This is a genomic window from Lutimaribacter pacificus, from assembly GCF_900142185.1.
In the GTDB taxonomy this organism is placed as follows: Bacteria; Pseudomonadota; Alphaproteobacteria; order Rhodobacterales; family Rhodobacteraceae; genus Lutimaribacter; species Lutimaribacter pacificus.
This window is the reverse complement of record NZ_FQZZ01000009.1, coordinates 72,680-92,964: the sequence shown is the minus strand read 5'-3', so window position 1 is coordinate 92,964 and position 20,285 is coordinate 72,680. Positions and strand designations below refer to the sequence as shown.

The following is a 20,285-nucleotide window of genomic DNA, read 5'->3' as shown; positions in this document are numbered from 1 at the left end:
GGCGGCCCGGTCAGGCGGTGGCGCTCTTGGGCGCCGGGGCGCCGGCCTGGTCCCGCACCCGCTTGCGGCTGAAGATCCGCGCCACCAGCACGAAGAACAGCGGCACGAAGATCACCCCCAGCACCGTGCCGGTGATGGTGCCACCCAGCACCGCCGAGCCCACCGCCGTGCGCCCGCCCGCACCCGCGCCGGTGGACAGCGCCAGCGGCACCACCCCCAGCGTAAAGGCCAGCGACGTCATGATGATCGGGCGGAACCGCTGCCGGGCGGCCTCGCGCACCGAGGAATACAGGTCTTCGCCCGCTTCGAACCGTTCGCGCGCGAATTCCACGATCAGGATCGCGTTCTTGCCGGTCAGCCCGATCACCGTCAGCAGCCCGACCTGGAAGAACACCCCGTTCTCGAAGCCAAGGAAATAGGCCGCGCCCATCGTGCCCAGCACGCCGATCGGCATCGCCAGCATGACCGAGAAGGGGATCGCCCAGCTTTCGTAAAGCGCCGCGAGGCACAGGAAGATGGCCGCCAGCGAAAGCGCGTAGAGCATGAAGGCCGAGCCGCCGGATTCGAGTTCCTCAAGCGACAGGCCGGTCCAGGCGGCGCTGTAGCCGGGCGGCAATTCGGCCACCAGGCGCTCGATCTCGGCGATGGCCTCGCCGGTGGTCACGCCTGGCGCGGGCGAGCCCTGGATCTGCATCGCCGGAACCCCGTTGTAGCGGGAAATGCCCTGCGCGCCGTATTCCCAGCTTTCGGTGGTGAAATTGGCAAAGGGCACCAGTTCGCCACTGGCATTGCGGACCCGCCATTTCTGAAGGTCCGAGGGCGTTGCCCGGCTGTCGGGCTCGCCCTGCACGTAGACGCGCTTGATCCGGCCGTTGTCGTTGAAGTCGTTTACATAGGCACCCGCCCAGGCGATGTTGAGCGTCGTGCCGACATTGGCGGGCGTCACCCCCACGGCCCCGGCGGCGCGCCAGTCGATATCCAGCTTGAACTGCGCCGCATCCTCCAGCCCCGAAGGCCGGGCCGAGGCGATGAGCGGGCTTTGCGCCGCCAGCCCGAGAAGCTGGTTGCGCGCCTCCAGAAGCTGCTCATGCGTCTGCCCGCCCTGGGCCTGGAGGTAGAAATCGAACCCCGAGATATTGCCCAGCTCGATCACCGAGGGCGGCACGATGGGAAACACCATCGCGTCGCGGATGCCCATGAAGGCCGGAAAGGCGCGTTCGGCCACCGCCTGCACGGATTGCGACGGCAACGGCCGCTCCTCCCAGTCCTTCATGCGGATAAAGGCCAGCCCCATGTTCTGCCCCTGCCCCGCGAAACTGAATCCGACAACGCCGAAGGTGGATTGCACGTTATCGGCCTCGGCACCGTTGAAGTAATCCTCGACCTCGTTGACCACCGCCTGCGTGCGCTCGGCCGTGGCCCCGGTCGGGGCCTGGATCAGGGTCATCAGGATGCCCTGGTCCTCGGCGGGCAGGAAGCCGGTCGGCGTGTTGTTGAACAGGAACACCATGCCATAGCCCATCACGCCATAGAGGACGAGCATACGGACCGAGCGGCGGATGATATACCCCACCGTCGCGGCATAGCCGCCGGTCACCTTGTCGAAGCCGATGTTGAACCAGCCCAGCGGCCCGCGGCGGGTGTGATGGGCATCCTTGGCTTTCAGGATCGTGGCGCACAGCGCCGGCGTCAGCGTCAGCGCCACCAGCACCGAAAGCGCCATGGCCGACACGATGGTGATCGAGAACTGGCGATAGATCACGCCGGTCGAACCGCCGAAGAACGCCATCGGCACGAACACCGCCGACAGCACCAGCGCGATACCGATCAGCGCGCCGGTGATCTGCCCCATCGACTTGCGCGTGGCCTCGCGCGGGGGCAGGCCCTCTTCCTCCATGATCCGCTCGACGTTTTCGACCACCACGATGGCGTCGTCCACCAGAAGGCCGATGGCCAGCACCATCGCCAGCATGGTCAGCGTGTTGATGGTGAACCCGGCCAGCGACAGGATCGCAAAGGTGCCCAGGATGACGACCGGCACCGCAAGGGTCGGGATCAGCGTGGCGCGGAAGTTCTGCAGGAACAGCAGCATGACCAGGAACACCAGCCCGATCGCCTCGAACAGGGTCTTCTGCACCTCGTGGATCGAGATTTCGATGAAGGGCGTGGTGTCGTAGGGAATGACATAGCTTACGCCCTCGGGGAAATATTGCTGGTATTCCTCGAGCCGCTCCTTCACCCGCTCGGCGGTGTCCAGCGCATTGGCCCCCGAGGCGAGGTTCAGCGCCATCCCCGACGAGGCCTGCCCGTTGAACCGCGCGATGGTGGCATAGTTCTCGGCGCCGATCTCGATCCGCGCCACGTCCTGCAGCAGCACAAGGCCGCCATCGGTTTCCGCGCGCAGCACGATATTGCGGAAATCCTCGGGCGTCCGCAGCAGGGATTGCGCGGTGATCGTGGCGTTAAGCTGCTGGCCCTCGGGGGCGGGCAGCGATCCGAAGGAGCCGGCCGAAATCTGCGCGTTCTGCGCCGACACGGCGTTCACGACGTCCGACGGCGTCATCTCGAACGCCGCCAGCTTGGACGGGTCGAGCCAGATCCGCATCGCGTATTGCGCGCCGAAAACCTGCGCGCCGCCCACGCCCTCGATCCGGCTGAACTCGTCCACCATGTTCGAGTTCAGGTAATCCGACAGGTCGGCCTGGTCGAGCCGGCCGTCCTCGGAGATCAGCGCGATCACCATGAAGAAGGACGACGACGCCTTCTGCACCCGCACGCCCAGCCGCTGCACGGTTTCCGGCAAGAGCGGCGTCGCCTGTGCCAGCTTGTTCTGCACCTGGACCTGCGCCACGTCCGGGTCGGTGCCCGCCTCGAATGTCAGGGTTATGTTCGTCGTGCCCGCCGATGTCGAAGAGGACGACATGTAGCGCATGCCGTCCAGCCCGGTCATCTGCTGTTCGACGATCTGGGTCACGGTATTGGCCACGGTTTCGGCCGAGGCGCCGGGATATTGCGCGCTGATGCGCACCGAGGGCGGCGCGATCTGCGGATACTGCGCGATCGGCAGCGTGAAGATCGACAGCAGACCGACCCCCATGATGAGGATCGAGATCACCCAGGCAAAGACGGGCCGGTCGATGAAAAAGCGGGCCATTGGCGGACTCCCGGGTTCGCGCTCAGTTTCCGGTCGGCGCGGCCTCGGCGGCCCCGCGTTCCTCGGGTTTGACGACCATGCCGGGCGCCACCTTCTGCAGCCCGGCCACGATGATACGGTCGCCGGGGGTCAGCCCCTCGGTCACAACCCACTGGTTGCCCTGGTCGCGCTGCACGGTCAGTTCCCGCATCTCGACCTGGTTTTCCTCGTTCACCACCATCGCCACGGGCCGGCCGCGGCGGTCGCGCGTCACGCCTTCCTGCGGGGCGAGGATCGCGTTCTGAACCACGCCCTGCGGCATGACGACCTGCACGTACATGCCCGGCAGAAGGAACCTTTCGGGGTTGGGAAATTCCAGCCGCAGGACGATCACGCCGGTCTGTTCGTTCACATGCGGTTCGGCGGCGGCAAGAAAGCCCTCGTGCTCGTATTGCCCGCCATCGGCCAGGCGCAGGGCCACCGTCACGCCCTCTTCCTCGGCCACCTGCTGCCCGGTGCGGCGCCACTGCAGGATCTCGGCGGCCGATTGCGTCACGTCGACATTCACCGGGTCGAGCTTGCGGATCACCGTCAGCGCCGTGGACTGCCCGGCGGTCACCAGCGCGCCCTGGGTGGTCTGGCTCAGCCCCACCGTGCCCGAGATCGGGGCGCGGATCGTGGTGCGCTCAAGGTCGATCGTGGCGGCCAGAACCTGCGCCTCGGCCACCTTCACCGCGGCCGCGGCCACGTCGCGGGCGGCCACCGCATCGTCAAACACCTGCCGGCTTGTCACGTTCCGGTCCAGCAGCTCCTGCTGGCGCATCTCTTCGCGTTGCGCCGCGCGCAGTTGCGCCTCGGCCTGCGCCAGCCCGGCCTCGGCAGCCGCTTTCGCGGCCTCGTAGCTGGCCGCGTCGATACGGTAGAGCGGATCGCCCGCCTCGACCGGCCTGCCCTCTTCGAACAGCCGCTCGGTGACGATCCCGCTGACCTGCGGGCGCACCTCGGCCAGGCCCGAGGCGGCCACCCGGCCCGGAAGCGTGGAGGTAAGCAGCACGTCGCTGGCCTCGACCGTCACCACGGTGACCGGCATGGGCGGGGCTTCGCCGCCCGGGGCCTGCTGGGCGGTCGCGGGGGAGGCCGGCGCCGTGAAAGCGAGCGCGGCGGCCAGGATCGGGGCGATAAGACGGAATGTCGGCACGAAAATCTCCGGCAGAATAGAATACACCCGCCGGGCCGGCGGGGCGATTGGAGACCGCAATAAGGAAACTGGATAGTTTTGTAAAGTTCGGATATGCTGCGGGCCGACCCCTTCGTGGGAAAACCGGGGCAGGAGCAGATCGGGATGCCGAACAAACCGGCAGGATGTGATGAGCGGGCGGCCCGCCGGCGCGGCAGGCCCGTGCAGATGGACCCCGCGGAACGCGAGGCGCTGGTGCTGGACCGCGCCATCGAACTCTTGTCGGAACGCGGCCCCGACGATGTGACCATGGCCGATATCGCCAAGCGCGCGGGCATGTCGAAACGCACGCTCTACGCGCTCTATGGCAGCCGCGAGGAGCTTTTGGGCGCCGGGCTGAAACGCATGAGCCAGTCGCTGTTCCGCCCGCTGGACCCGGACGAGCGGGGCGCATCGCTCGAGGAACGGTTGCGCATCCTGCTGACCTTCACCCCCCGGGTCGAGAACCCCTTTGTCCCGCTGGAAATGCTGCGGGCGGTGATCGCCGGGGCACCCAACTATCCCGAACTCGGCCGCAGCCTGAGCCGCAAAGGCCCCGGCCAGGTCGCCGACCTGCTGCACGAGGAACTGGCCCGCAGCGCCGAATCAGGCGAGATCGAGATCGTCCCGGAAGAGATAGCCGCCGCCGCCGAACTGCTGGTCGACATGGTGGTCGGCAATACCATCCCCTGCCTTCTGGACCCTGACCGCATCCTGCTCGACCCGGAAGAACAGGCCGCGCGCCGCGACCGGGCGATCGACATCTTCCTCAACGGGGTCCGTCCGCGCGGCGATTAGGCCGGGCGACCGCCCTGCCCCGGCGCCCGCCATCAGGTCACAGGAATTGCCCGAGCAGCGTGCGGAACGTGGCCACCAGGTCCGCGCGGGGTTTCGGGCTCGCGCCGATCTGGCCCTGCATGAGGTAACGGAAAACCCCGTCGAGCAGCGCGTATTGGAGCGCGATATCCCCCGGTTCGGCGCCATTGGCCTTGAGGAACGCGTTGCGCACGATGCCGATCAGTTTCTGCTCGATCTCCGCCACGACGGGCCGGAAGGCGGCATCGAACATCGCCTGGGTGCGGATATCGTACCACAGCCGGTGGATCATCTCGTCATCGACGATCGAGGCCACCAGCGCCTCGGAAAAGGCGTCTATCACGGCCTCGCGGCCCTCGGCCCTGTCCAGCGCGTCCGAGATGTCGCGCACGAACTGTTCCTTGTAGATCGAGACGCAATACAGGATCAGGTCGGTCCGGTCGTCGAAATAGTAATGCAGCATCCCCAGCGACATGTCGCTCTTGTCGGCGATGTCGCGCAACGAGGTGTTGGCATAGCCAAGCTCTTTCAGCGCCTCGATCGCGCTTTCCGCGATCTGGCGTTTCTTTTCCTCCCGCTTGGCGGTCTTGCGCTCGGCACGGGCCTTCAGTTTGGCGGGCATCTCGTTCATGGCACTCACATGGCTTTGTTACGGGCGGGTTGCAAGCCTTTCCGCCCGGAACAGGGGGGTATCGCGGGGCGGTTCCATCGCCCCTTTTCAGGCCGCGCGCTACCGCGCGGCGACCGGGGCGGCGGCATATTCGGCCCTGATCATGTCGGCGCATTTCTCGCCGATCATGATCGAGGGCGCGTTGGTGTTGCCCGAGACCAGCAGCGGCATGATCGAGGCGTCGGCCACGCGCAGCCCGTCGAGGCCGCGCACCTTCAGGTGCGGATCGACGACCGACATCTCGTCGACCCCCATCTTGCAGGTGCCCACCGGGTGATAGACGGTATCGGCGCGGTTGCGGATCGCGCTTTCCCATTCGGCGTCGGTCATGTCGTCATGCAGGCCGAACAACTCCTTGTGGATGTATTTCTTCATCGCCGGGGCGGTCATGATCTCGCGCGTCTTCCGCGCGCCCCTGATCAGGGTTGCCAGATCGCGCTCGTCGCTCAGGAATTTCGGGTCGATCCTGGGCGCGTCCATCGGATCGGCCGAGTTCAGCCCGACCTCGCCGCGCGAATGCGGCCGCAGGATGCAGATATGGCAGGAATAACCATGCCCCAGGTGCAGCTTGCGGGCGTGATCGTCGACGATCGAGATCACGAAATGGGTTTGCAGGTCGGCGCGGTCCACATCGGGGCCGGACCTGAAGAAACTGCCGGCCTCGGCGATGGTCGAGGCCACCATCGAGTTGCCGTGCCTGCGCCACTTGAGTATCTCGGAGGTCAGTTTCAGCGTCGCGCGCAGCCCGAGGCCGATATTGTCGGTGTCCTTCGTCTTGTAGGCCAGGATGAAATCCAGGTGATCCTGAAGGTTCTGGCCGACACCCTGCAGTTCGTGAACCATCCCGATCCCGTGCGGCGTGATGTCCTGCGGCCGACCCACGCCCGACAGCATCAGCAGTTGCGGCGACTGGAACGCGCCGGAGCTGACGATCACCTCCTTGTCGGCGCGCACCTCATGCGTCTTCTTTCCGACGCGATACTGCACCCCGACCGCGCGCTTGCCCTCGAAAAGGATCTTCGACGCCCGCGCCCTGGTGATCACCGTCAGGTTGGGGCGGCTGCCCATCACCGGATGCAGGTAGGCCGCCGCCGCCGAACACCTCTCGCCGTTCTTTTCGGGCGAATGGAAGATGCTGCTTTGAAACAGCGCCGCCCCTTCGTTGTCGCCGGTGTTGAAATCCGCGATCTCGCGGATCTGCACCTGGGTGTTGGCCTCGACAAAGGCTTTGGAAATCGGGCGCGGCGCCTTCTGGTTCGAAACGTGCAGCGGGCCCGCACCGCCGTGGAAATCGTCGGCGCCGTTCACGTTGTTCTCGGCCTTCCTGAAATAGGGCAGGACATCGTCCCATCCCCAGCCCTCGCATCCCAGTGCGGCCCAGCCGTCGTAATCCTGCTTCTGCCCGCGGATATAGAGCATCGCGTTGATCGCCGACGACCCGCCCAATGCCCGGCCCCGCGGCTGATAACCCTGGCGGCCGTTCAGGCCGGGCTGCGGCACCGTCCTGAAGGCCCAGTTGTTGATCCTGCCGTAACCCGGCAGCATCGCCACCACGCCCAGCGGCGCCCGGATCAGGATATCCCTGCCCGCGCCCCCCGCCTCCAGCAGGCAGACCTTCACCCTGGAATCCTCGCTCAGCCGCGCGGCGATCGTCGCCCCGGCCGATCCTCCGCCCACGATCACGAAATCATATGACATGCTTTCCCTCCTCCCGAACCTCCGGTGTCACACCTGTTCCCGGTCAGGACACGGGGAACAGAGTTTGCCGGACGGCGTTGATGGCACAACTTAACATCAAAATCTAAACACTTGTCTAGTTTTTTCATCCGACATACGCCCGGCACCCTTGTTCCGCAGCCCCGCCCGGCCGATCCGGCAGCAAAGCGGGCACCGGAGGCGCGGTGCCGGTTACAGCCTTGGATGGACAACCATTTCCCGCCCCTATACAGCTATTGTGGTCTTTGAGATCGACCTCATGGATCAGTGCAATCAATCGTTCTTGTCAGGAGGAAAAATGGACCGTCGTTCGTTTATCAAGAATGTAGGCATCGCCGGCGCAGGTGCCGCCGCGACGTCGCTCGCCGCGCCCGCCGTGGCGCAGGGCAATATCACGTGGCGCATGGTCACGACATGGCCGAAGAACTTTCCCGGCCTCGGTGTCGGGGCGCAGCGGCTTGCCGACCGGATCACCGCAGCCTCGGGGGGAAGGCTGACCATTCAGGTTTACGCCGCGGGCGAACTGGTGCCGCCGCTTCAGGCGCTGGACGCCGTGATCGACGGCAGCGCCGAGATGAGCCATGGCGCCGCCTATTACTGGCAGAACAAATCCACCGCGCTGAGCTTTTTCACCGGCGTGCCCTATGGCATGACCGCGGGCGAGCTGGCCGGCTGGATGCGCCACATGGGCGGCCAGGAGCTGTGGGACGAGGTCTATGACCAGTTCGGCGTCCAGGGCTTCCTGTCGGGCAACACCGGCACGCAGGCCGGCGGCTGGTTCCGCGACGAGCTGACCGGGCTCGACTCGGTCAAGGGCGTGCGGTTCCGCACCCCGGGCCTGGGCGGCCAGGTCTGGGAAAAACTCGGCGCCACCGTGACCAACATGGCGGCCGGCGAGATCTTCCAGGCGCTGCAGTCGGGCACGCTGGACGCGGCCGAATTCGTCGGCCCGTATAACGACCTGGCACTGGGCTTCTACCAGGTGGCCAAGAACTATTACTTCCCGTCCTTCGTGGAGCCGGGCCTGGCAACCGAACTGGTGGTCGACAAGGCCAAGTACCAGGAGCTTCCCGACGACCTGCAGGCCCTTATCCGCGATGTGAGCCAGGCCGAGTACGACATGGTCGCCTCGGACTTCGCCGCCAACGACCCGCGCGCGCTCAAGACGCTGGTCGAAGAGCATGGCGTGCAGGTTCGCCAGTTCCCCGAGGAAATCCTCAAGGCCGGGGCGGATGCATCGAAAGAGCTGATGATGCAGCTGCGCGAAAGCGACGACGAGATGACCCGCCGGGTGACCGAAAGCTTCATCGAATCGCTGAACGTCATGCGGACCCGCGTCGAAAGCAACGACAGCGTGTTTGTCCGCGCACGGGAACAGTATCTCGACCTCTGAAACGGTGCCCCGTCACCGAACGGAAAAGCCCGGCGGAAACGCCGGGCTTTTTTCGTTGGGCCGGGGGTCGGTCAGTTCGCCAGGACCGAGGGCATCCAGGTCACGATCCCCGGGAACAGGAACAGCAGCGCGATCCCGACGATCTGCAGGATCACGAAGGGAATGACGCCCCGGTAGATCGCCGATGTCGGCAGCGAATCCGGCGCCACGCCACGCAGGTAGAACAGCGCGAAACCGAAGGGCGGCGTCAGGAACGAGGTCTGCAGGTTCACCCCGACAAGCACGCCCAGCCAGACCGGGCTGACATCCATCGCCAGCAGGATGGGCGCGGTGATCGGGATCACGATAAAGATGATCTCGAACGTGTCGAGGATGAAGCCCAGCAGGAACATGATGAACATGACGACGGCCACAGCGGTCAGCGTGCCGCCCGGCAGCCCGTTCAGGAATTCATGCACCAGGTTGTCGCCCCCCATCATGCGGAACACGATGGAAAAGACCGAGGCCCCGAACAGGATGATGAACACCATGCAGGTGATCGTCGCCGTGCTGATCACCGTCTGGTGCAGGACGCGAAAGCTCAGCCGCCAGCGGAACGCGGCAAGGATCGTCGCGCCGATCGCCCCGACCGAGGCCGCCTCGGTCGGCGTGGCGATCCCGCCCAGGATCGAGCCGAGCACCGCCAGGATCAGCAGCAGCGGCGGCACCAGCGCCACCACGATCTCGCGCCACAGGTCACCGCGCTGATCCTCGGGCACCGGCGTCGCCGGGCAGCTTTCGGGATCGGCGACCGCCTTGAAGATGATCCACAGGATATAGAGCCCGACCAGCATGACACCCGGCAGAAGCGCCCCGGCGAACAGGTCGCCGACCGAAACCGGCGTCGGCGCGAAATTGCCCTTGGCCATCTGCACCTGGCTGTTGATGCCCGACAGCATGTCGCCCATGAAGATCAGCACGGTCGAGGGCGGGATGATCTGCCCCAGCGTCCCCGAGGCGCAGATCGCGCCGGTGGCCAGCCGCGGATCGTACCCGGCGCGCAGCATGGCCGGCAGCGAAATCAGGCCCATCGTCACCACGGTCGCACCGACGACGCCGGTCGAGGCGGCAAGCATCGCACCCACGATGACGACCGAAATCGCCAGCCCGCCGCGCATGTTGCCGAACAGTTTTCCCATCGTCAGAAGCAGTTGCTCGGCGATGTTCGACCGCTCCAGCATCACGCCCATGAAGATGAAAAGCGGCACCGCGACCAGCACCTCGTTGGTCATGTAGCCGATATAGCGGTTCGGCAAAGAGCCGAAATTCGACGGGTCGAAAACGCCGAAGGACATGCCGATCAGGGCAAAGATCAGCGAAACGCCCGCAAGGGTGAAGGCAACGGGAAAGCCCAGCAGCAGGAACCCGATGATGCCAAAGAACATGAGGCCGGAGAGGATCTCTCCAATCAGTACGGGGTCCATCAGGCGGTAACCTCCGGCGTGGCGTCGTCACTTTTCGAATACCGGATACGGTCCGGCACCAGGTCCTCGCGCCCGCCAAGGATCAGGACCGAGCGCAGGATCATCGCCACCCCCTGCAGGGCAATCAGGACGGCGAAGGCCAGGATAAAGCTTTTCAGCACGTAAAGCCCCGGCATCCCCCCGACATTGGCCGACCCTTCCTGGTATTGCCAGGAGCGCGATACGAATTTGAGGGAATAGGCGCTGACCACCCAGACGAAGGGCATCAGGAAAAAGACCACGCCCACAAGGTCCACCACCGCCTTGCGGCGAAAGCTTGCCGGACGGTAGAAGATGTCCACCCGCACGTGACGGTCAAGCATCAGCGCATAGCCCGCCACCGCCGTGAACATCGCCCCGTTCAGCCAGATATAGAGGTCCTGCATCCACAGATGGCTGACCGAAAAGACGTATCTCTGGACCACGACGGTAAAACACACCAGCACGATCCCGAGCGCGAACCACGAGAACACCACGCCGATGAACGCGTTGATCGCGCATAATACAGAGGCCAGCCGTCCCAATGCCCTCATAGTCCCGGTTCCTTTCCTCAGCGAATTCACCCTGCGGCGCCGCGGCCTTGCAGCAAATCCCGGGGGGCTGTCGTTTCGGGTATCGAGCCCGCTGCCCCGCATCCGTTGCTGCCCGGCAAGCTCCGGCTCATGAACGATTGGGTGCGTGACTATCCCGGCAGGCGCGGCTTCTCAAGCAAAGTTTGCGCGTATGCGCACGAAAGCGGGCGCCAGATCGTCGCCGTCACGCCAGGGCCCGTGGCGGCGAAATCCGCACGGGACAGGGCGGGCGGTCCGTGCGGTGCGGCGGTTTTTACAGAAACCCGCCATAAAATGGTCACATCCAGACCTTACGACACTTCGCATTCGTGAGAGAGAGTGATTTGAGATAGTCGGGCCTGCTGCACCGCCGGTGCGGCGGGCCTATTCCGGTGATGCCGCGCGCAGCGCGGCCTTCCCTGCCGGTCACGCGGAACCGGATTTTACCCCCGTTTCGACAGATCGCACGCCTGCCCGGAAAAATCCGAAAGCCCCGGAACCAATCCCGATCTGCCGGGTTATGTGGCTGAAGCCGGCGCAGCGTCGCGTCGCTTTACCCGGGTTTGTCCCCGTCCCTATCCGGCAAACCCGGGTCGTTACCCGCCTCTCCCTCGGGTGCCTGCCCCCGCCTGCGACATGGCGGGGGCATTTTTTCGGCTGGCCGCCGATACCGCGCGGAAACACGAAAAAACCGCGCGGTTGCGACACCGGCGACCGGAAGCCCCGAACCGGCATTCGAACGCTGCCCCCGGGCCGGGCGGTTGGCTGCTGCAGGCACTCCGATTTGAGGGGGGATGTGGCGAGGGTCGACAGGACGCATCCGGTGAGTCCCGACAGGTCCGATCACGGAAAGGACCGCGGCAGCCGGCGACTGCCGCGGATGGGCTGTCAGTCGTCCTTTTCGTCCGACTTCCTGACGCGGGTGGCGCCGGCGGGGCGTTCGGTGGCGCGCTTCAACTCGTCCTTGCTGGCCTTCTTGCGCTGAAGCTCACCGCCGGTCCGGCCCTGGTGGCCGACCGGCCCTTCCGGCCCGAACAGCCGGTCGGTGTCCTTGCTGCGGTCTTGCGATCGTTTGCGGTCTGCCATCCGTATCGTCCTCCTTGAAAGCGGCGCTCGCCCGACCGTCGGGGCCGGGATCAGAGCAATGAGAAAAGCAGCGACAGAAGGGTTGCGCCGACCACCAGCGCCACCAGTATCAGGATGTCGTATTTGCGGCGGGCCGGATGGCGGCGCGGCTTCTTTTTCAGAAGGCGCGGCTTGTCCGATGCCCCGGCATCGCCCGGCCCGGCGGGCACCTCGGTTTCGGCGGGCGTCCTGCCCTTTTCGGCCTGCGGCGGCCTGCCTTCTCGCGCGGCGGTCATCGGGACGGCCCTCCTGTGCTCACCCGAATCCAACGCGCGTCACGCCGTTTCGTTCCTGCGCCCGGCATGACCAGCCCCGGCCGAGAACGCGAGCGTGACAAGAAGCGCGCCCCAGGAAACCAGGTCGATCCCCAGCACCACGCCCGGCAGCCAGGCGGCGCTGAACGGCAGCCCGGCCGACAAGAGCAGCGCAATCGACAGCGCGGCGATACCCGAGATCACCATCCACACCGCGCCCGCCCGCTTGCGGCGCCTGATCCCGTACCAGATGCGCAGGGCGCCGCTCAGCCCCAGCCAGACGATGATCAGCGCGGCCAGCGCCAGAACGGCGACAAAGGGCTGAACGATCATCAGCCCGCCGATCCCTATGGCAACGATGGAAAGCGCAAGCACGCTGGCCATCTGCCAGTCGTGCCGCCGGCGGACCACCGCCGCCAGCCCGATCATACCGGAAAACACAAGGCAGCACCCGGTGACCAGCGCCGCGGCCACCGAGGCGACGAAGGGCAGCAGGATCGCCCCTGCCCCGGCGACGATGCTGGCGATCCCGATGACCGCCAGCAATCCCCGGCCATGTGCCGAAAACTCGTCGGGGCCCAGCGCGACCTCTGCCGCGCTGTCGTCCAGCGACGGCGCATCCAAACCGGGCGACCCGGTTTCCGGCTGCGTCCCGCGGGTCATGGCAGGCCCGTTCCCGATATCGGCAGGCATCCTGTCACCTCGTGGCGGTGGCGGCCTCAGAGCCTGCCGGCCCAGTCGTCGACCTCGGCCTCGGCCTTGTCGCGGGCGATGCCATAGCGTTCCTGGATGATCCCGATCAGCTCTTCACGGCGGCCTTCGGCGGCCTGCCATTCATCATCGGTCACATCGCCCCACTTGGCCTGCGCCTGTCCCTTGATCTGCTTCCAGTTGCCTTCGATCCGATCCCAGTTCATGTCCTGTCTCCTTCTTGCAGGTTTGCATTACAGTCCGCCCGGTCAACGTGGCGGCGGGTGAAGGGTTCCGCGGCCGCGCGGGGATCAGGCGGCACGCCGCTCATGGGGGCCTTCCTCGATCTCCTCGGCGATTCTGGCGACGAAGGCCGGCAGGTCCCCGGGCGCGCGGCTGGTCACGATCGCCTGGTCGACGACCACCTCTTCGTCCTTCCAGTTCGCCCCGGCATTCCTGACATCCGTCGCTATGGAGCGGTACGAGGTGGCGTCGCGGCCGCGCAGCACGTCGGCCTCGACCAGCAGCCATGGACCATGGCAGATGGCGGCTATCGGTTTGCCCGAAACGTAGAAGTCGCGCACCAGCTGCACGGCCTGTTCGTCAAGGCGCAGGATATCGGGGTTGATCTGGCCGCCCGGCAGGACGAGCGCGTCGAAATCGCCCTCGCCGATATCGGCGATGGCGGCATCGGCCTGCACGCTGTCGCCCCAATCGCCATCCTTCCAGCCACGGATGTCCTTGCCCTCGGGGCTGGCGATGCGGACCGTGGCGCCGCGCGCACGCAGCTTTTCGACCGGCACCTCCAGTTCGGACTGTTCGAACCCATCCGCCGCGAGAACGAGAATGCGGGCCTTGCTGATACTGGTCATGTGTCTTTCTCCTGCAGATGTTGCACCATGGGGCAGTTTCGGAAAAACGGCCCGGACCGCCCGAAAGGGCGCCAGAAGCCCGTCATTCGATGATCACGTCCTCATCGCCGGGCTCGACCTCATCGACCGGGGCCGTGGGCGGAACCTCGACATCGCCGGAATCGAGCTGTTCGGGGCTGAGCGGCTCGGTCTCCTGCTGCTCTTCCTGCTCCTCCTGCCCCTGCGGGCCCGGTGCCTCGTAAGCCAGTTCGGCAATCCAGTAGAAGATCACCGCGAAGGCGAAGATCACGACGATGACCATGCCGATCAGCGGGCCACGGTGCCGTCGCTTCTGCTTGTCCAGTCTTGTGTCTGGCGGAGTCATGGGAATGTACCTCTCGTCTGCGGGGTTGCGGGGCGGTGTTTTTCCGCTCGCCTGCCCAACGCGCGGGGCAGCCCGTTGTTCCCTTGGCCCCCCCCCCCCGCAAGGTCCGCGCGCGCGGTGCCGTTGGAACCATCCCGCGCCGGCAGCGGTTGGCCGGATACAGCCACCACGCAAACGGAGGGTCACATGTCCTATACCCGGTTCAGCCTGATGATTGCCGCCTCAACGGTCACCATGTTCGTGCTGATGTATCTCAACACCTACGCCTGGGAGCATGTGTTCTTCTCGGAGACGCGCCTTTACATGGCGCTTGTCATGGGGGCGACGATGGCGGTGATCATGCTGGCCTTCATGCTGGGAATGTATACCAATCGCGCGCTGAACATCGCCATTTTCGCCGGTGCCGTCATCGCCTTCGGCGCCTTCCTGTGGCTGGTCCGCGCCCAGGCGACAGTTTCGGGCACAAGCTACATGCGCGCGATGATCCCGCATCACTCGATCGCCGTCATGACCTCGGAACGCGCCGGGATCGAGGACGCGCGGGTGCGCAAGCTGGCCGACGAGATCATCGCGGCGCAGCGCAGGGAAATCGCCGAGATGCGGTACCTGATCGCCGATATCGACGCGGGCAACCTGGTCCGCGACATCGCCGGAACGCCCCCGCCCGAGGCCGGCAGCGTCGCGGATGCCATCGCGCGGGTGCGTGTCCCGACGCTGGACCTGGAGCCGCTGGGGCGCGACGCGGCGGGCCGGGTTCTGCCGCAGGACGGTGGCTGCCGCTTCAACACCTCGCCCGAAACCGAGCCGGTGCTCTGGACCTCGGGCGACGGCGCGCAGGGCGCGGTGATGGTGAACAACACCGTTATCGCGCTGAGCGGGGATGGCGGGACATTCGCGGCCGAAGGGATCTCGGTCCGCGTCAGCGAGCTTGGCGATGAGGGCGACTGGCGCTCCGACGCGGCGCTGGTGGCCACCATCGGGCCGGATTTCGAGGTCGGATATCGCGGGTTCTGGCGGTGCGGCTAGGGACCGGCCACACCGGCGCGGGAACCCGAAGGCGCGGTCTTCGTTGACCGGATACCGGATTTCAAGGAGGTGACGGACCATGACCGACAGGGAAGAGATCGTCGAGTTGCTGCCCGTTCTGCGGGCCTATGGCCTTGCCCTGACCTGTTCCCGAAAGGATGCGAACGCGCTGGTCCGCGACACGCTGCGCGGCGCGATCGCAGAGGTTCGCACGCTGCCCGGCGGCGCGAACCTCAAGATCTGGCTGCTGCGCACGATGCGCGGCAGGTATTACGCATCCGCACAGACACGCGCGGTGACGACCACCGGGCCCGGGGCACCCCGGCCGGACCGGCGCCCGCCGCCCCGGAGCGACCTGCCCGCCGCCGTGGCGAAGCTGGCCGTTCACGACCGGGAGCTGCTTGTGCTTGTCGTCATGCTCGGGGAAAGCCGCGACACGGCGGCCGGGATCTGCGGGCTCAACACGGCCATCGTCCAGTCGCGGGTGGACCGGGCGCGCAGGCTGATCGCCGGATCGCCTGCACCGGCCGCTGCGGGCACGCCCGGCCCGCTGGCGTGACCGCGGAGAGGAACGGGAGAAAATCATGGCGACCCTATCATGCGACGTTGCAATCATCGGCGCGGGCACGGCCGGCCTGTCGGCCGAGCGCCGGGCGCGCGAGGCCGGGGCGAAAACGCTGCTGATCGACCCGTATTTCGCCGGAACCACCTGCGCGACGGTCGGCTGTATGCCGTCGAAGCTGCTGATCGCCGCCTCGGACGCGGCGCGCGCGGCCCGGAATGCGGCGGCGTTCGGCGTGACCGCGCCTCCCGATATCGACGGCGCCGGGGTGCTGGAGCGGCTGCGCCGCGAACGCGACCGCTTCGTGCGTTCGGTGCATGACACCATCGACGACATTCCGCAGGCGAACCGCATCACCGGCCACGCCGCGTTCATCGGGCCGGACCGGCTGCGCCTTGAGAGCGGCGACGAGATCGCAACCCGGGCAACCGTGATCGCCACCGGGGCGAGGCCGGCGATCCCCGGCCCCTTCCGCCCGGTGACGGAGCGGCGGCTTCTGACCAACGAAACGCTGTTCGACCTGCCCACCCTGCCCCGCTCCGTCGCCGTGATCGGCGCCGGGCCGCTGGGGCTGGAAATGGCGCAGGCGCTGGCCGGCCTCGGGGTCCGGGTGGCGCTGTTCGACCGCACCCGCACTCCCGGCGGGCTGGGCATCCCGGATGTCGCCCGCGATCTCTGCGCGGTGCTGGAAACGGAAATGGAGCTTTACCTGGGCGCCGACACCTCGGCCGAGGACGATGGCGACGGGGTGCGCGTCACCTGGAACGACGGCCAGTCCGCGACGTTCGAGGCGCTGCTGGTCGCGGCCGGGCGGCCACCGGCGCTGGACGGGCTGGACCCTGGCAGGGCCGGGCTCAGGACGGACGACAGCGGGGTGCCGGTCTTCGATCCGGGCAGCCTGCAATGCGGGGACGCCCCGGTATTCATCGCGGGCGACGCCAATGCCCACCGCCCGCTGCTGCACGAAGCCTCGGCCGAAGGGGCCATCGCCGGCGAGAACGCGGCACGCTATCCCGACGTGTCGGCAGGCCATCGGACGGTGGCCTTCGCCATCACCTTCAGCCGGCCCGAAATCGCGCTGGTCGGCCGCCGCGACACCGACGAGCTGCTTTCGGCATCCTGCCGCTGGGGCGGCCGGGGCCGCGCGCGCATCGAGGCGCAGGAACACGGCGCCGGCTGCCTGTTCGCCGAAAAGGACGGCCGCCTTGCCGGGGCCGAGATCTGCGCGCCGGGGGCCGAACATCTCGGGCACCTCCTGGCATGGGCGGTCGAGCGCGGGATGAGCGCGGGCGACATGCTCGACATGCCGTTCTACCACCCGACGATCGAGGAGGGGTTGCGCCCCGCCCTGCGCGCACTCTGCCGGCAGAGCGCGACGGCACGCCCCTGGGACCGCGACGACCAGGACCGCCCCGGCAGTTGCTGAGCCGCCCCACCGCGTGCCGGGGAACAATAGGCCCGAGGCCGCGTTGAAGGATCAGGCGGCCCGGAGGCCGCGCCAGGAACGGAGGCGCTTATGCATGCCATCATCTATCTCGTGGGGTTGATCGTGATCGCTCTGGCGATCGTCAACTTCGTTTTCTGAACCTCAGGGGGAGCATTCCGCCATGAACACCAAACCGCAGACCCCCGCTGGCCGGGCACCGGCCGGCAATCCCGAAACCGCCGGAGCCGCCGCCGCGGATATGCGCGACGAGGCCGGGGCGCTTGGCCGGGATATCGCCGATGCCGCCCGGGACAGCGTCGCCGACGACATGTCGGCGATATCCGGGGCGCTTCGCCGCGCCTCGGACGAGTTGCGCGACGGCTCGCCGCGCGAACGCACCTTCGGCGCCGCCGCCGACGCGATGGCGGACCTGGCCGACAGCCTGCGCGACCGCGATCTCGGCCAGATCGCCGACGAGCTGGGCGATTTCGCCCGCCGTAACCCGGTCGGATTTCTCGGCGGCGCGGCCCTTCTGGGCTTTGCCGGCGCGCGCATGGCCAAGGCCTCGCGCCGGGCACGGCTGGGCGACGGGGATGACAACCCCGCCCGGAGCCGGGCGACGGCGCACGCGCGGCCGGTGACCGCCAGCGGCACCAATCGCGGTGACGGCCCCACCCCGGACATCACCCGGACAGGAGAAACACCATGACCCATGAACCGACCGAAACCGCCTCGGGGCTGATCGCCGACGCGCTGGCCCATGTCGGCGCGCTGCTGCGCGGCGAGGTCGACCTCGCCCGCGCCGAGATCGACCGGAACCTGCGGCGCGCGGGCACCGCACTCGGGCTGCTTGCCGCCGCGCTGGCCGTTGCCCTGACCGCGCTGAACGTGCTGACCGGCGCCATCGTCGCCGGGCTGGCCGAGGCGGGCATGGACCCGGGCTGGGCCGCGATGCTTGTCGGCGTGGTGCTGGCGATCGTCGCCTATGGCTTTGCGCACAAGGGATTGAACGACCTCAAACTGACCAGCATCGCCCCCAGCCGCACCGCGGCCAATCTCAGGCGCGATGCCCAAGCCGTGAAGGGATCTGCCGATGCCCACTGACACCCGAACCCCCGACCAGATCGAACGCGATATCGAGCGCGAGCGCGCCGAACTGGCCGATGCCGTCGATGCGCTGCAACGGAAATTCTCGCCCGAGGCGGTGATCCGCGAGATCGCCGGCGGGGTCCGGCGCCATGGCGGCGAATTCGGCACCGCCGTGTCGCGTTCGGCCAAGCAGAACCCGCTTGCCCTTGCGGTGACCGGCGTCGGCCTTGCCTGGCTGATCTTCGGCCGGTCGCATGACGATCCCGCCGAGGGTCTTCGCCGGGGCGCGGACCGGCGATCGTTCGACCGGCACCCGGATACCGGCATCCCCTGGACCGGCTATCCCGACTGGGCGCAACCCGATCCCGACGACGGCGCCGGGCAGATGGCCCGAAACGCCGCCGAGCGCACGCGCAAGACCCGTGAACGCCTTGCCCAGGGCACCGAGACCCTGGGCGAAACCGCCCGCGAGCGCGTCATCGACGCCCGCAGCCGTGCCCTGGACATGGCCGGACAGGCCGAAGAGGCCGCGCTGCGCGGGTATCGGCGCAGCCGCGACGCTACCGCCGATTTCATCGAGGAGCGGCCGCTCGTCGCGGGCGCCATCGCCATGGCGGCGGGCGCCGCGCTGGCCGGGGCCCTGCCCCGCACCCGGCGCGAGGACGAGACCTTTGGCGAGACCCGCGACGCGCTTTTCGACGAGGCCGAGCGCATCTTCCGCGAGGAAAGCCACAAGGCCGGACAGGCCGTGCAGGCCGCCGCCGAAGAGGTCGGCGACATCGTCGGCGAAGCAAGGGCCGGTGCCGGCACCCCGGACATATCGCGGGGCTGACCCGCCCGTGCCCGCGGTTCCCGGACGCGACGCGGCCCGCCCGCGCGACATTCCGCCCGCCGCCTGGCGGATGATCGCCATCCGGGTGTGGCACAAGGCCGGCCGGGACCATATCGGCCTTATCGCCGCCGGCGTCGCGTTCTACGGCCTTCTGGCGCTGTTTCCGGCGATCACCGCGCTGATGGCGATCTCGGGGCTGATGTTCGAGCCCGAACAGGTCACCGGGCAGATCGAGACCGTGACCGCCTTCATGCCCCGCAACGTCGCCCGGATCGTGCTGGACCAGGCCGTCGAGGTGGCCGGGTCGCAAAAGGGCGGCCTCGGGCTGGCGGCGCTGTTCGGCCTGGGCGTTGCGCTCTATTCCGCCTCGCGCGGGGTGGCGAGCCTGATCGAGGGGATGAATGTCGCCTATGACGAGGCCGAGACACGCGGCATCGTCCGGCTGACCGTCACAAGGCTCGCCCTCACCGCCATCCTGTTGCTGGGCCTTGTGTTCGGCCTCGGGGCGACGCTGGTCCTGCCCGGCATCCTGAAGCTGCTGGCGCTCGGGCCGCTTACCGACATCGTGATCGGCCTGACCCGCTGGGCGGTTCTGCTGGCGATGACGGTCGGCGGCATCCTGATCCTTTACCGCACCGCGCCCGACCGGGCCTCGGCGCGCTGGCGCTGGCTCTGGCCCGGTGCGATCCTGGCCTGCGTGTCGTGGATCGCCGCCTCGGCCGCGTTCTCGCTCTATGTCGAGACCTTCGGCAGCTACAACGAAACCTTCGGCGCGCTGGCCGGGGTGATCGTGCTGCTGATGTGGCTGTGGCTTTCGGCCTTCGTGCTGCTGTTCGGGGCCGAGATCAACGCCGAGGCCGAGGCGCAGGTGCGCCCCGATTCCACCACCGGCCCGGGGATGCCCCTCGGGCTGCGCGGCGCGGTCAAGGCCGATCAGCTGGCCGGGCCGGATACCAGGGGGCGCTGAGCCCGCCAGCAGGCGGGATGCACGAAAACCGCCCGACAGGCCCGGCATTCCGGCCGCCGCAACGCCCCGCGCCGGAACCCG

21 protein-coding genes are annotated in these 20,285 nt (G+C 67.5%); 9 read left to right on the top strand and 12 right to left on the bottom strand.

What is annotated here, in order from left to right; genetic code table 11:
* Positions 1–10 precede the first annotated feature (10 nt).
* Together F3H87_RS18550 and F3H87_RS18545 are read right to left on the bottom strand one after the other, a co-directional pair.
* A complete protein-coding gene (locus tag F3H87_RS18550; protein ID WP_149789391.1) occupies positions 11–3,154 on the bottom strand; it encodes an efflux RND transporter permease subunit in 3,144 nt (1,047 codons plus the stop codon).
* Positions 3,155–3,176: 22 nt separating this feature from the next.
* Entirely contained in the window at positions 3,177–4,337 is a 1,161-nt protein-coding gene (locus F3H87_RS18545) for an efflux RND transporter periplasmic adaptor subunit (RefSeq protein ID WP_394852176.1), read from the bottom strand.
* Positions 4,338–4,424: 87 nt separating this feature from the next.
* On the opposite strand from F3H87_RS18545, the gene F3H87_RS18540 reads away from it, so the two are divergent.
* Complete coding sequence (locus tag F3H87_RS18540) at positions 4,425–5,147, top strand: TetR/AcrR family transcriptional regulator (RefSeq protein ID WP_223228127.1); 723 nt, start codon at positions 4,425–4,427, stop codon at positions 5,145–5,147.
* 37 nt (positions 5,148–5,184) lie between these two features.
* Here F3H87_RS18540 and F3H87_RS18535 read toward each other — a convergent pair whose 3' ends face one another.
* Positions 5,185–5,796, bottom strand: a complete 612-nt coding sequence (locus F3H87_RS18535; RefSeq protein ID WP_149789390.1) for a TetR/AcrR family transcriptional regulator — start codon at positions 5,794–5,796, stop codon at positions 5,185–5,187.
* Between the two features lie 99 nt (positions 5,797–5,895).
* Positions 5,896–7,533, bottom strand: a complete 1,638-nt coding sequence (locus F3H87_RS18530; protein ID WP_149789389.1) for a GMC family oxidoreductase — start codon at positions 7,531–7,533, stop codon at positions 5,896–5,898.
* A 316-nt stretch (positions 7,534–7,849) separates the two neighbouring features.
* On the opposite strand from F3H87_RS18530, the gene F3H87_RS18525 reads away from it, so the two are divergent.
* On the top strand, positions 7,850–8,944 hold the full coding sequence (locus F3H87_RS18525) for a TRAP transporter substrate-binding protein (protein ID WP_149789388.1): 1,095 nt from the start codon (positions 7,850–7,852) through the stop codon (positions 8,942–8,944).
* Positions 8,945–9,015: 71 nt separating this feature from the next.
* Here the strand turns inward: F3H87_RS18525 and F3H87_RS18520 are convergent, their stop codons facing one another.
* The 8 genes from F3H87_RS18520 to F3H87_RS18485 form a co-directional block, all read right to left on the bottom strand.
* On the bottom strand, positions 9,016–10,407 hold the full coding sequence (locus F3H87_RS18520) for a TRAP transporter large permease (RefSeq protein ID WP_149789387.1): 1,392 nt from the start codon (positions 10,405–10,407) through the stop codon (positions 9,016–9,018).
* Positions 10,407–10,979: a TRAP transporter small permease subunit gene (locus tag F3H87_RS18515; RefSeq protein WP_149789386.1), complete on the bottom strand. Its 573-nt coding sequence runs from the start codon at positions 10,977–10,979 to the stop codon at positions 10,407–10,409. Before F3H87_RS18515 ends, F3H87_RS18520 begins: the two co-directional genes overlap by 1 nt.
* 906 nt (positions 10,980–11,885) lie before the next feature.
* Positions 11,886–12,083: a hypothetical protein gene (locus tag F3H87_RS18510; RefSeq protein WP_149789385.1), complete on the bottom strand. Its 198-nt coding sequence runs from the start codon at positions 12,081–12,083 to the stop codon at positions 11,886–11,888.
* A gap of 50 nt (positions 12,084–12,133) precedes the next feature.
* Entirely contained in the window at positions 12,134–12,358 is a 225-nt protein-coding gene (locus tag F3H87_RS18505) for a hypothetical protein (protein WP_149789384.1), read from the bottom strand.
* A gap of 39 nt (positions 12,359–12,397) precedes the next feature.
* Entirely contained in the window at positions 12,398–13,039 is a 642-nt protein-coding gene (locus F3H87_RS18500) for an HdeD family acid-resistance protein (RefSeq protein ID WP_188129264.1), read from the bottom strand.
* 56 nt (positions 13,040–13,095) lie between these two features.
* Positions 13,096–13,293 (bottom strand): CsbD family protein, encoded by a 198-nt coding sequence (locus F3H87_RS18495; protein WP_149789382.1) that lies wholly within the window; start codon positions 13,291–13,293, stop codon positions 13,096–13,098.
* An 84-nt stretch (positions 13,294–13,377) separates the two neighbouring features.
* Positions 13,378–13,938 (bottom strand): type 1 glutamine amidotransferase domain-containing protein, encoded by a 561-nt coding sequence (locus F3H87_RS18490; protein WP_149789381.1) that lies wholly within the window; start codon positions 13,936–13,938, stop codon positions 13,378–13,380.
* Between the two features lie 82 nt (positions 13,939–14,020).
* Positions 14,021–14,302 (bottom strand): hypothetical protein, encoded by a 282-nt coding sequence (locus F3H87_RS18485; protein ID WP_149789380.1) that lies wholly within the window; start codon positions 14,300–14,302, stop codon positions 14,021–14,023.
* A gap of 186 nt (positions 14,303–14,488) precedes the next feature.
* Here F3H87_RS18485 and F3H87_RS18480 point away from each other — a divergent pair, with 186 nt between their 5' ends.
* From F3H87_RS18480 to F3H87_RS18450, 7 genes are all read left to right on the top strand, one after another.
* Positions 14,489–15,328, top strand: coding sequence for a DUF305 domain-containing protein (locus F3H87_RS18480; RefSeq protein WP_149789379.1), 840 nt, complete (start codon positions 14,489–14,491; stop codon positions 15,326–15,328).
* A gap of 79 nt (positions 15,329–15,407) precedes the next feature.
* A complete protein-coding gene (locus F3H87_RS18475) occupies positions 15,408–15,887 on the top strand; it encodes a hypothetical protein (RefSeq protein ID WP_149789378.1) in 480 nt (159 codons plus the stop codon).
* A 25-nt stretch (positions 15,888–15,912) separates the two neighbouring features.
* Positions 15,913–17,316, top strand: a complete 1,404-nt coding sequence (locus tag F3H87_RS18470) for a dihydrolipoyl dehydrogenase (RefSeq protein ID WP_149789377.1) — start codon at positions 15,913–15,915, stop codon at positions 17,314–17,316.
* Positions 17,317–17,497: 181 nt separating this feature from the next.
* Positions 17,498–18,025 carry a hypothetical protein gene (locus F3H87_RS18465; protein WP_149789376.1) on the top strand — a complete coding sequence of 176 codons (528 nt, stop codon included), beginning with the start codon at positions 17,498–17,500 and terminating at the stop codon, positions 18,023–18,025.
* On the top strand, positions 18,022–18,420 hold the full coding sequence (locus F3H87_RS18460) for a phage holin family protein (protein ID WP_149789375.1): 399 nt from the start codon (positions 18,022–18,024) through the stop codon (positions 18,418–18,420). Before F3H87_RS18465 ends, F3H87_RS18460 begins: the two co-directional genes overlap by 4 nt.
* Positions 18,410–19,237, top strand: coding sequence for a DUF3618 domain-containing protein (locus tag F3H87_RS18455; RefSeq protein WP_149789374.1), 828 nt, complete (start codon positions 18,410–18,412; stop codon positions 19,235–19,237). Before F3H87_RS18460 ends, F3H87_RS18455 begins: the two co-directional genes overlap by 11 nt.
* Before the next feature lie 7 nt (positions 19,238–19,244).
* Positions 19,245–20,204, top strand: a complete 960-nt coding sequence (locus tag F3H87_RS18450; protein WP_223228126.1) for a YihY/virulence factor BrkB family protein — start codon at positions 19,245–19,247, stop codon at positions 20,202–20,204.
* The last annotated feature ends 81 nt before the right edge of the window (positions 20,205–20,285 follow it).

Bases quoted from the DNA above. Each gene is read 5' to 3' on its own strand.
- F3H87_RS18550 (WP_149789391.1), bottom strand. From the start codon at position 3,154: ATGGCCCGCTTTTTCATCGACCGGCCCGTCTTTGCCTGGGTGATCTCG.
- F3H87_RS18540 (WP_223228127.1), top strand. From the start codon at position 4,425: ATGCTGCGGGCCGACCCCTTCGTGGGAAAACCGGGGCAGGAGCAGATC.
- F3H87_RS18535 (WP_149789390.1), bottom strand. From the start codon at position 5,796: ATGAACGAGATGCCCGCCAAACTGAAGGCCCGTGCCGAGCGCAAGACC.
- F3H87_RS18530 (WP_149789389.1), bottom strand. From the start codon at position 7,533: ATGTCATATGATTTCGTGATCGTGGGCGGAGGATCGGCCGGGGCGACG.
- F3H87_RS18525 (WP_149789388.1), top strand. From the start codon at position 7,850: ATGGACCGTCGTTCGTTTATCAAGAATGTAGGCATCGCCGGCGCAGGT.
- F3H87_RS18520 (WP_149789387.1), bottom strand. From the start codon at position 10,407: ATGGACCCCGTACTGATTGGAGAGATCCTCTCCGGCCTCATGTTCTTT.
- F3H87_RS18515 (WP_149789386.1), bottom strand. From the start codon at position 10,979: ATGAGGGCATTGGGACGGCTGGCCTCTGTATTATGCGCGATCAACGCG.
- F3H87_RS18510 (WP_149789385.1), bottom strand. From the start codon at position 12,083: ATGGCAGACCGCAAACGATCGCAAGACCGCAGCAAGGACACCGACCGG.
- F3H87_RS18505 (WP_149789384.1), bottom strand. From the start codon at position 12,358: ATGACCGCCGCGCGAGAAGGCAGGCCGCCGCAGGCCGAAAAGGGCAGG.
- F3H87_RS18500 (WP_188129264.1), bottom strand. From the start codon at position 13,039: ATGACCCGCGGGACGCAGCCGGAAACCGGGTCGCCCGGTTTGGATGCG.
- F3H87_RS18495 (WP_149789382.1), bottom strand. From the start codon at position 13,293: ATGAACTGGGATCGGATCGAAGGCAACTGGAAGCAGATCAAGGGACAG.
- F3H87_RS18490 (WP_149789381.1), bottom strand. From the start codon at position 13,938: ATGACCAGTATCAGCAAGGCCCGCATTCTCGTTCTCGCGGCGGATGGG.
- F3H87_RS18485 (WP_149789380.1), bottom strand. From the start codon at position 14,302: ATGACTCCGCCAGACACAAGACTGGACAAGCAGAAGCGACGGCACCGT.
- F3H87_RS18480 (WP_149789379.1), top strand. From the start codon at position 14,489: ATGTCCTATACCCGGTTCAGCCTGATGATTGCCGCCTCAACGGTCACC.
- F3H87_RS18475 (WP_149789378.1), top strand. From the start codon at position 15,408: ATGACCGACAGGGAAGAGATCGTCGAGTTGCTGCCCGTTCTGCGGGCC.
- F3H87_RS18470 (WP_149789377.1), top strand. From the start codon at position 15,913: ATGGCGACCCTATCATGCGACGTTGCAATCATCGGCGCGGGCACGGCC.
- F3H87_RS18465 (WP_149789376.1), top strand. From the start codon at position 17,498: ATGAACACCAAACCGCAGACCCCCGCTGGCCGGGCACCGGCCGGCAAT.
- F3H87_RS18460 (WP_149789375.1), top strand. From the start codon at position 18,022: ATGACCCATGAACCGACCGAAACCGCCTCGGGGCTGATCGCCGACGCG.
- F3H87_RS18455 (WP_149789374.1), top strand. From the start codon at position 18,410: ATGCCCACTGACACCCGAACCCCCGACCAGATCGAACGCGATATCGAG.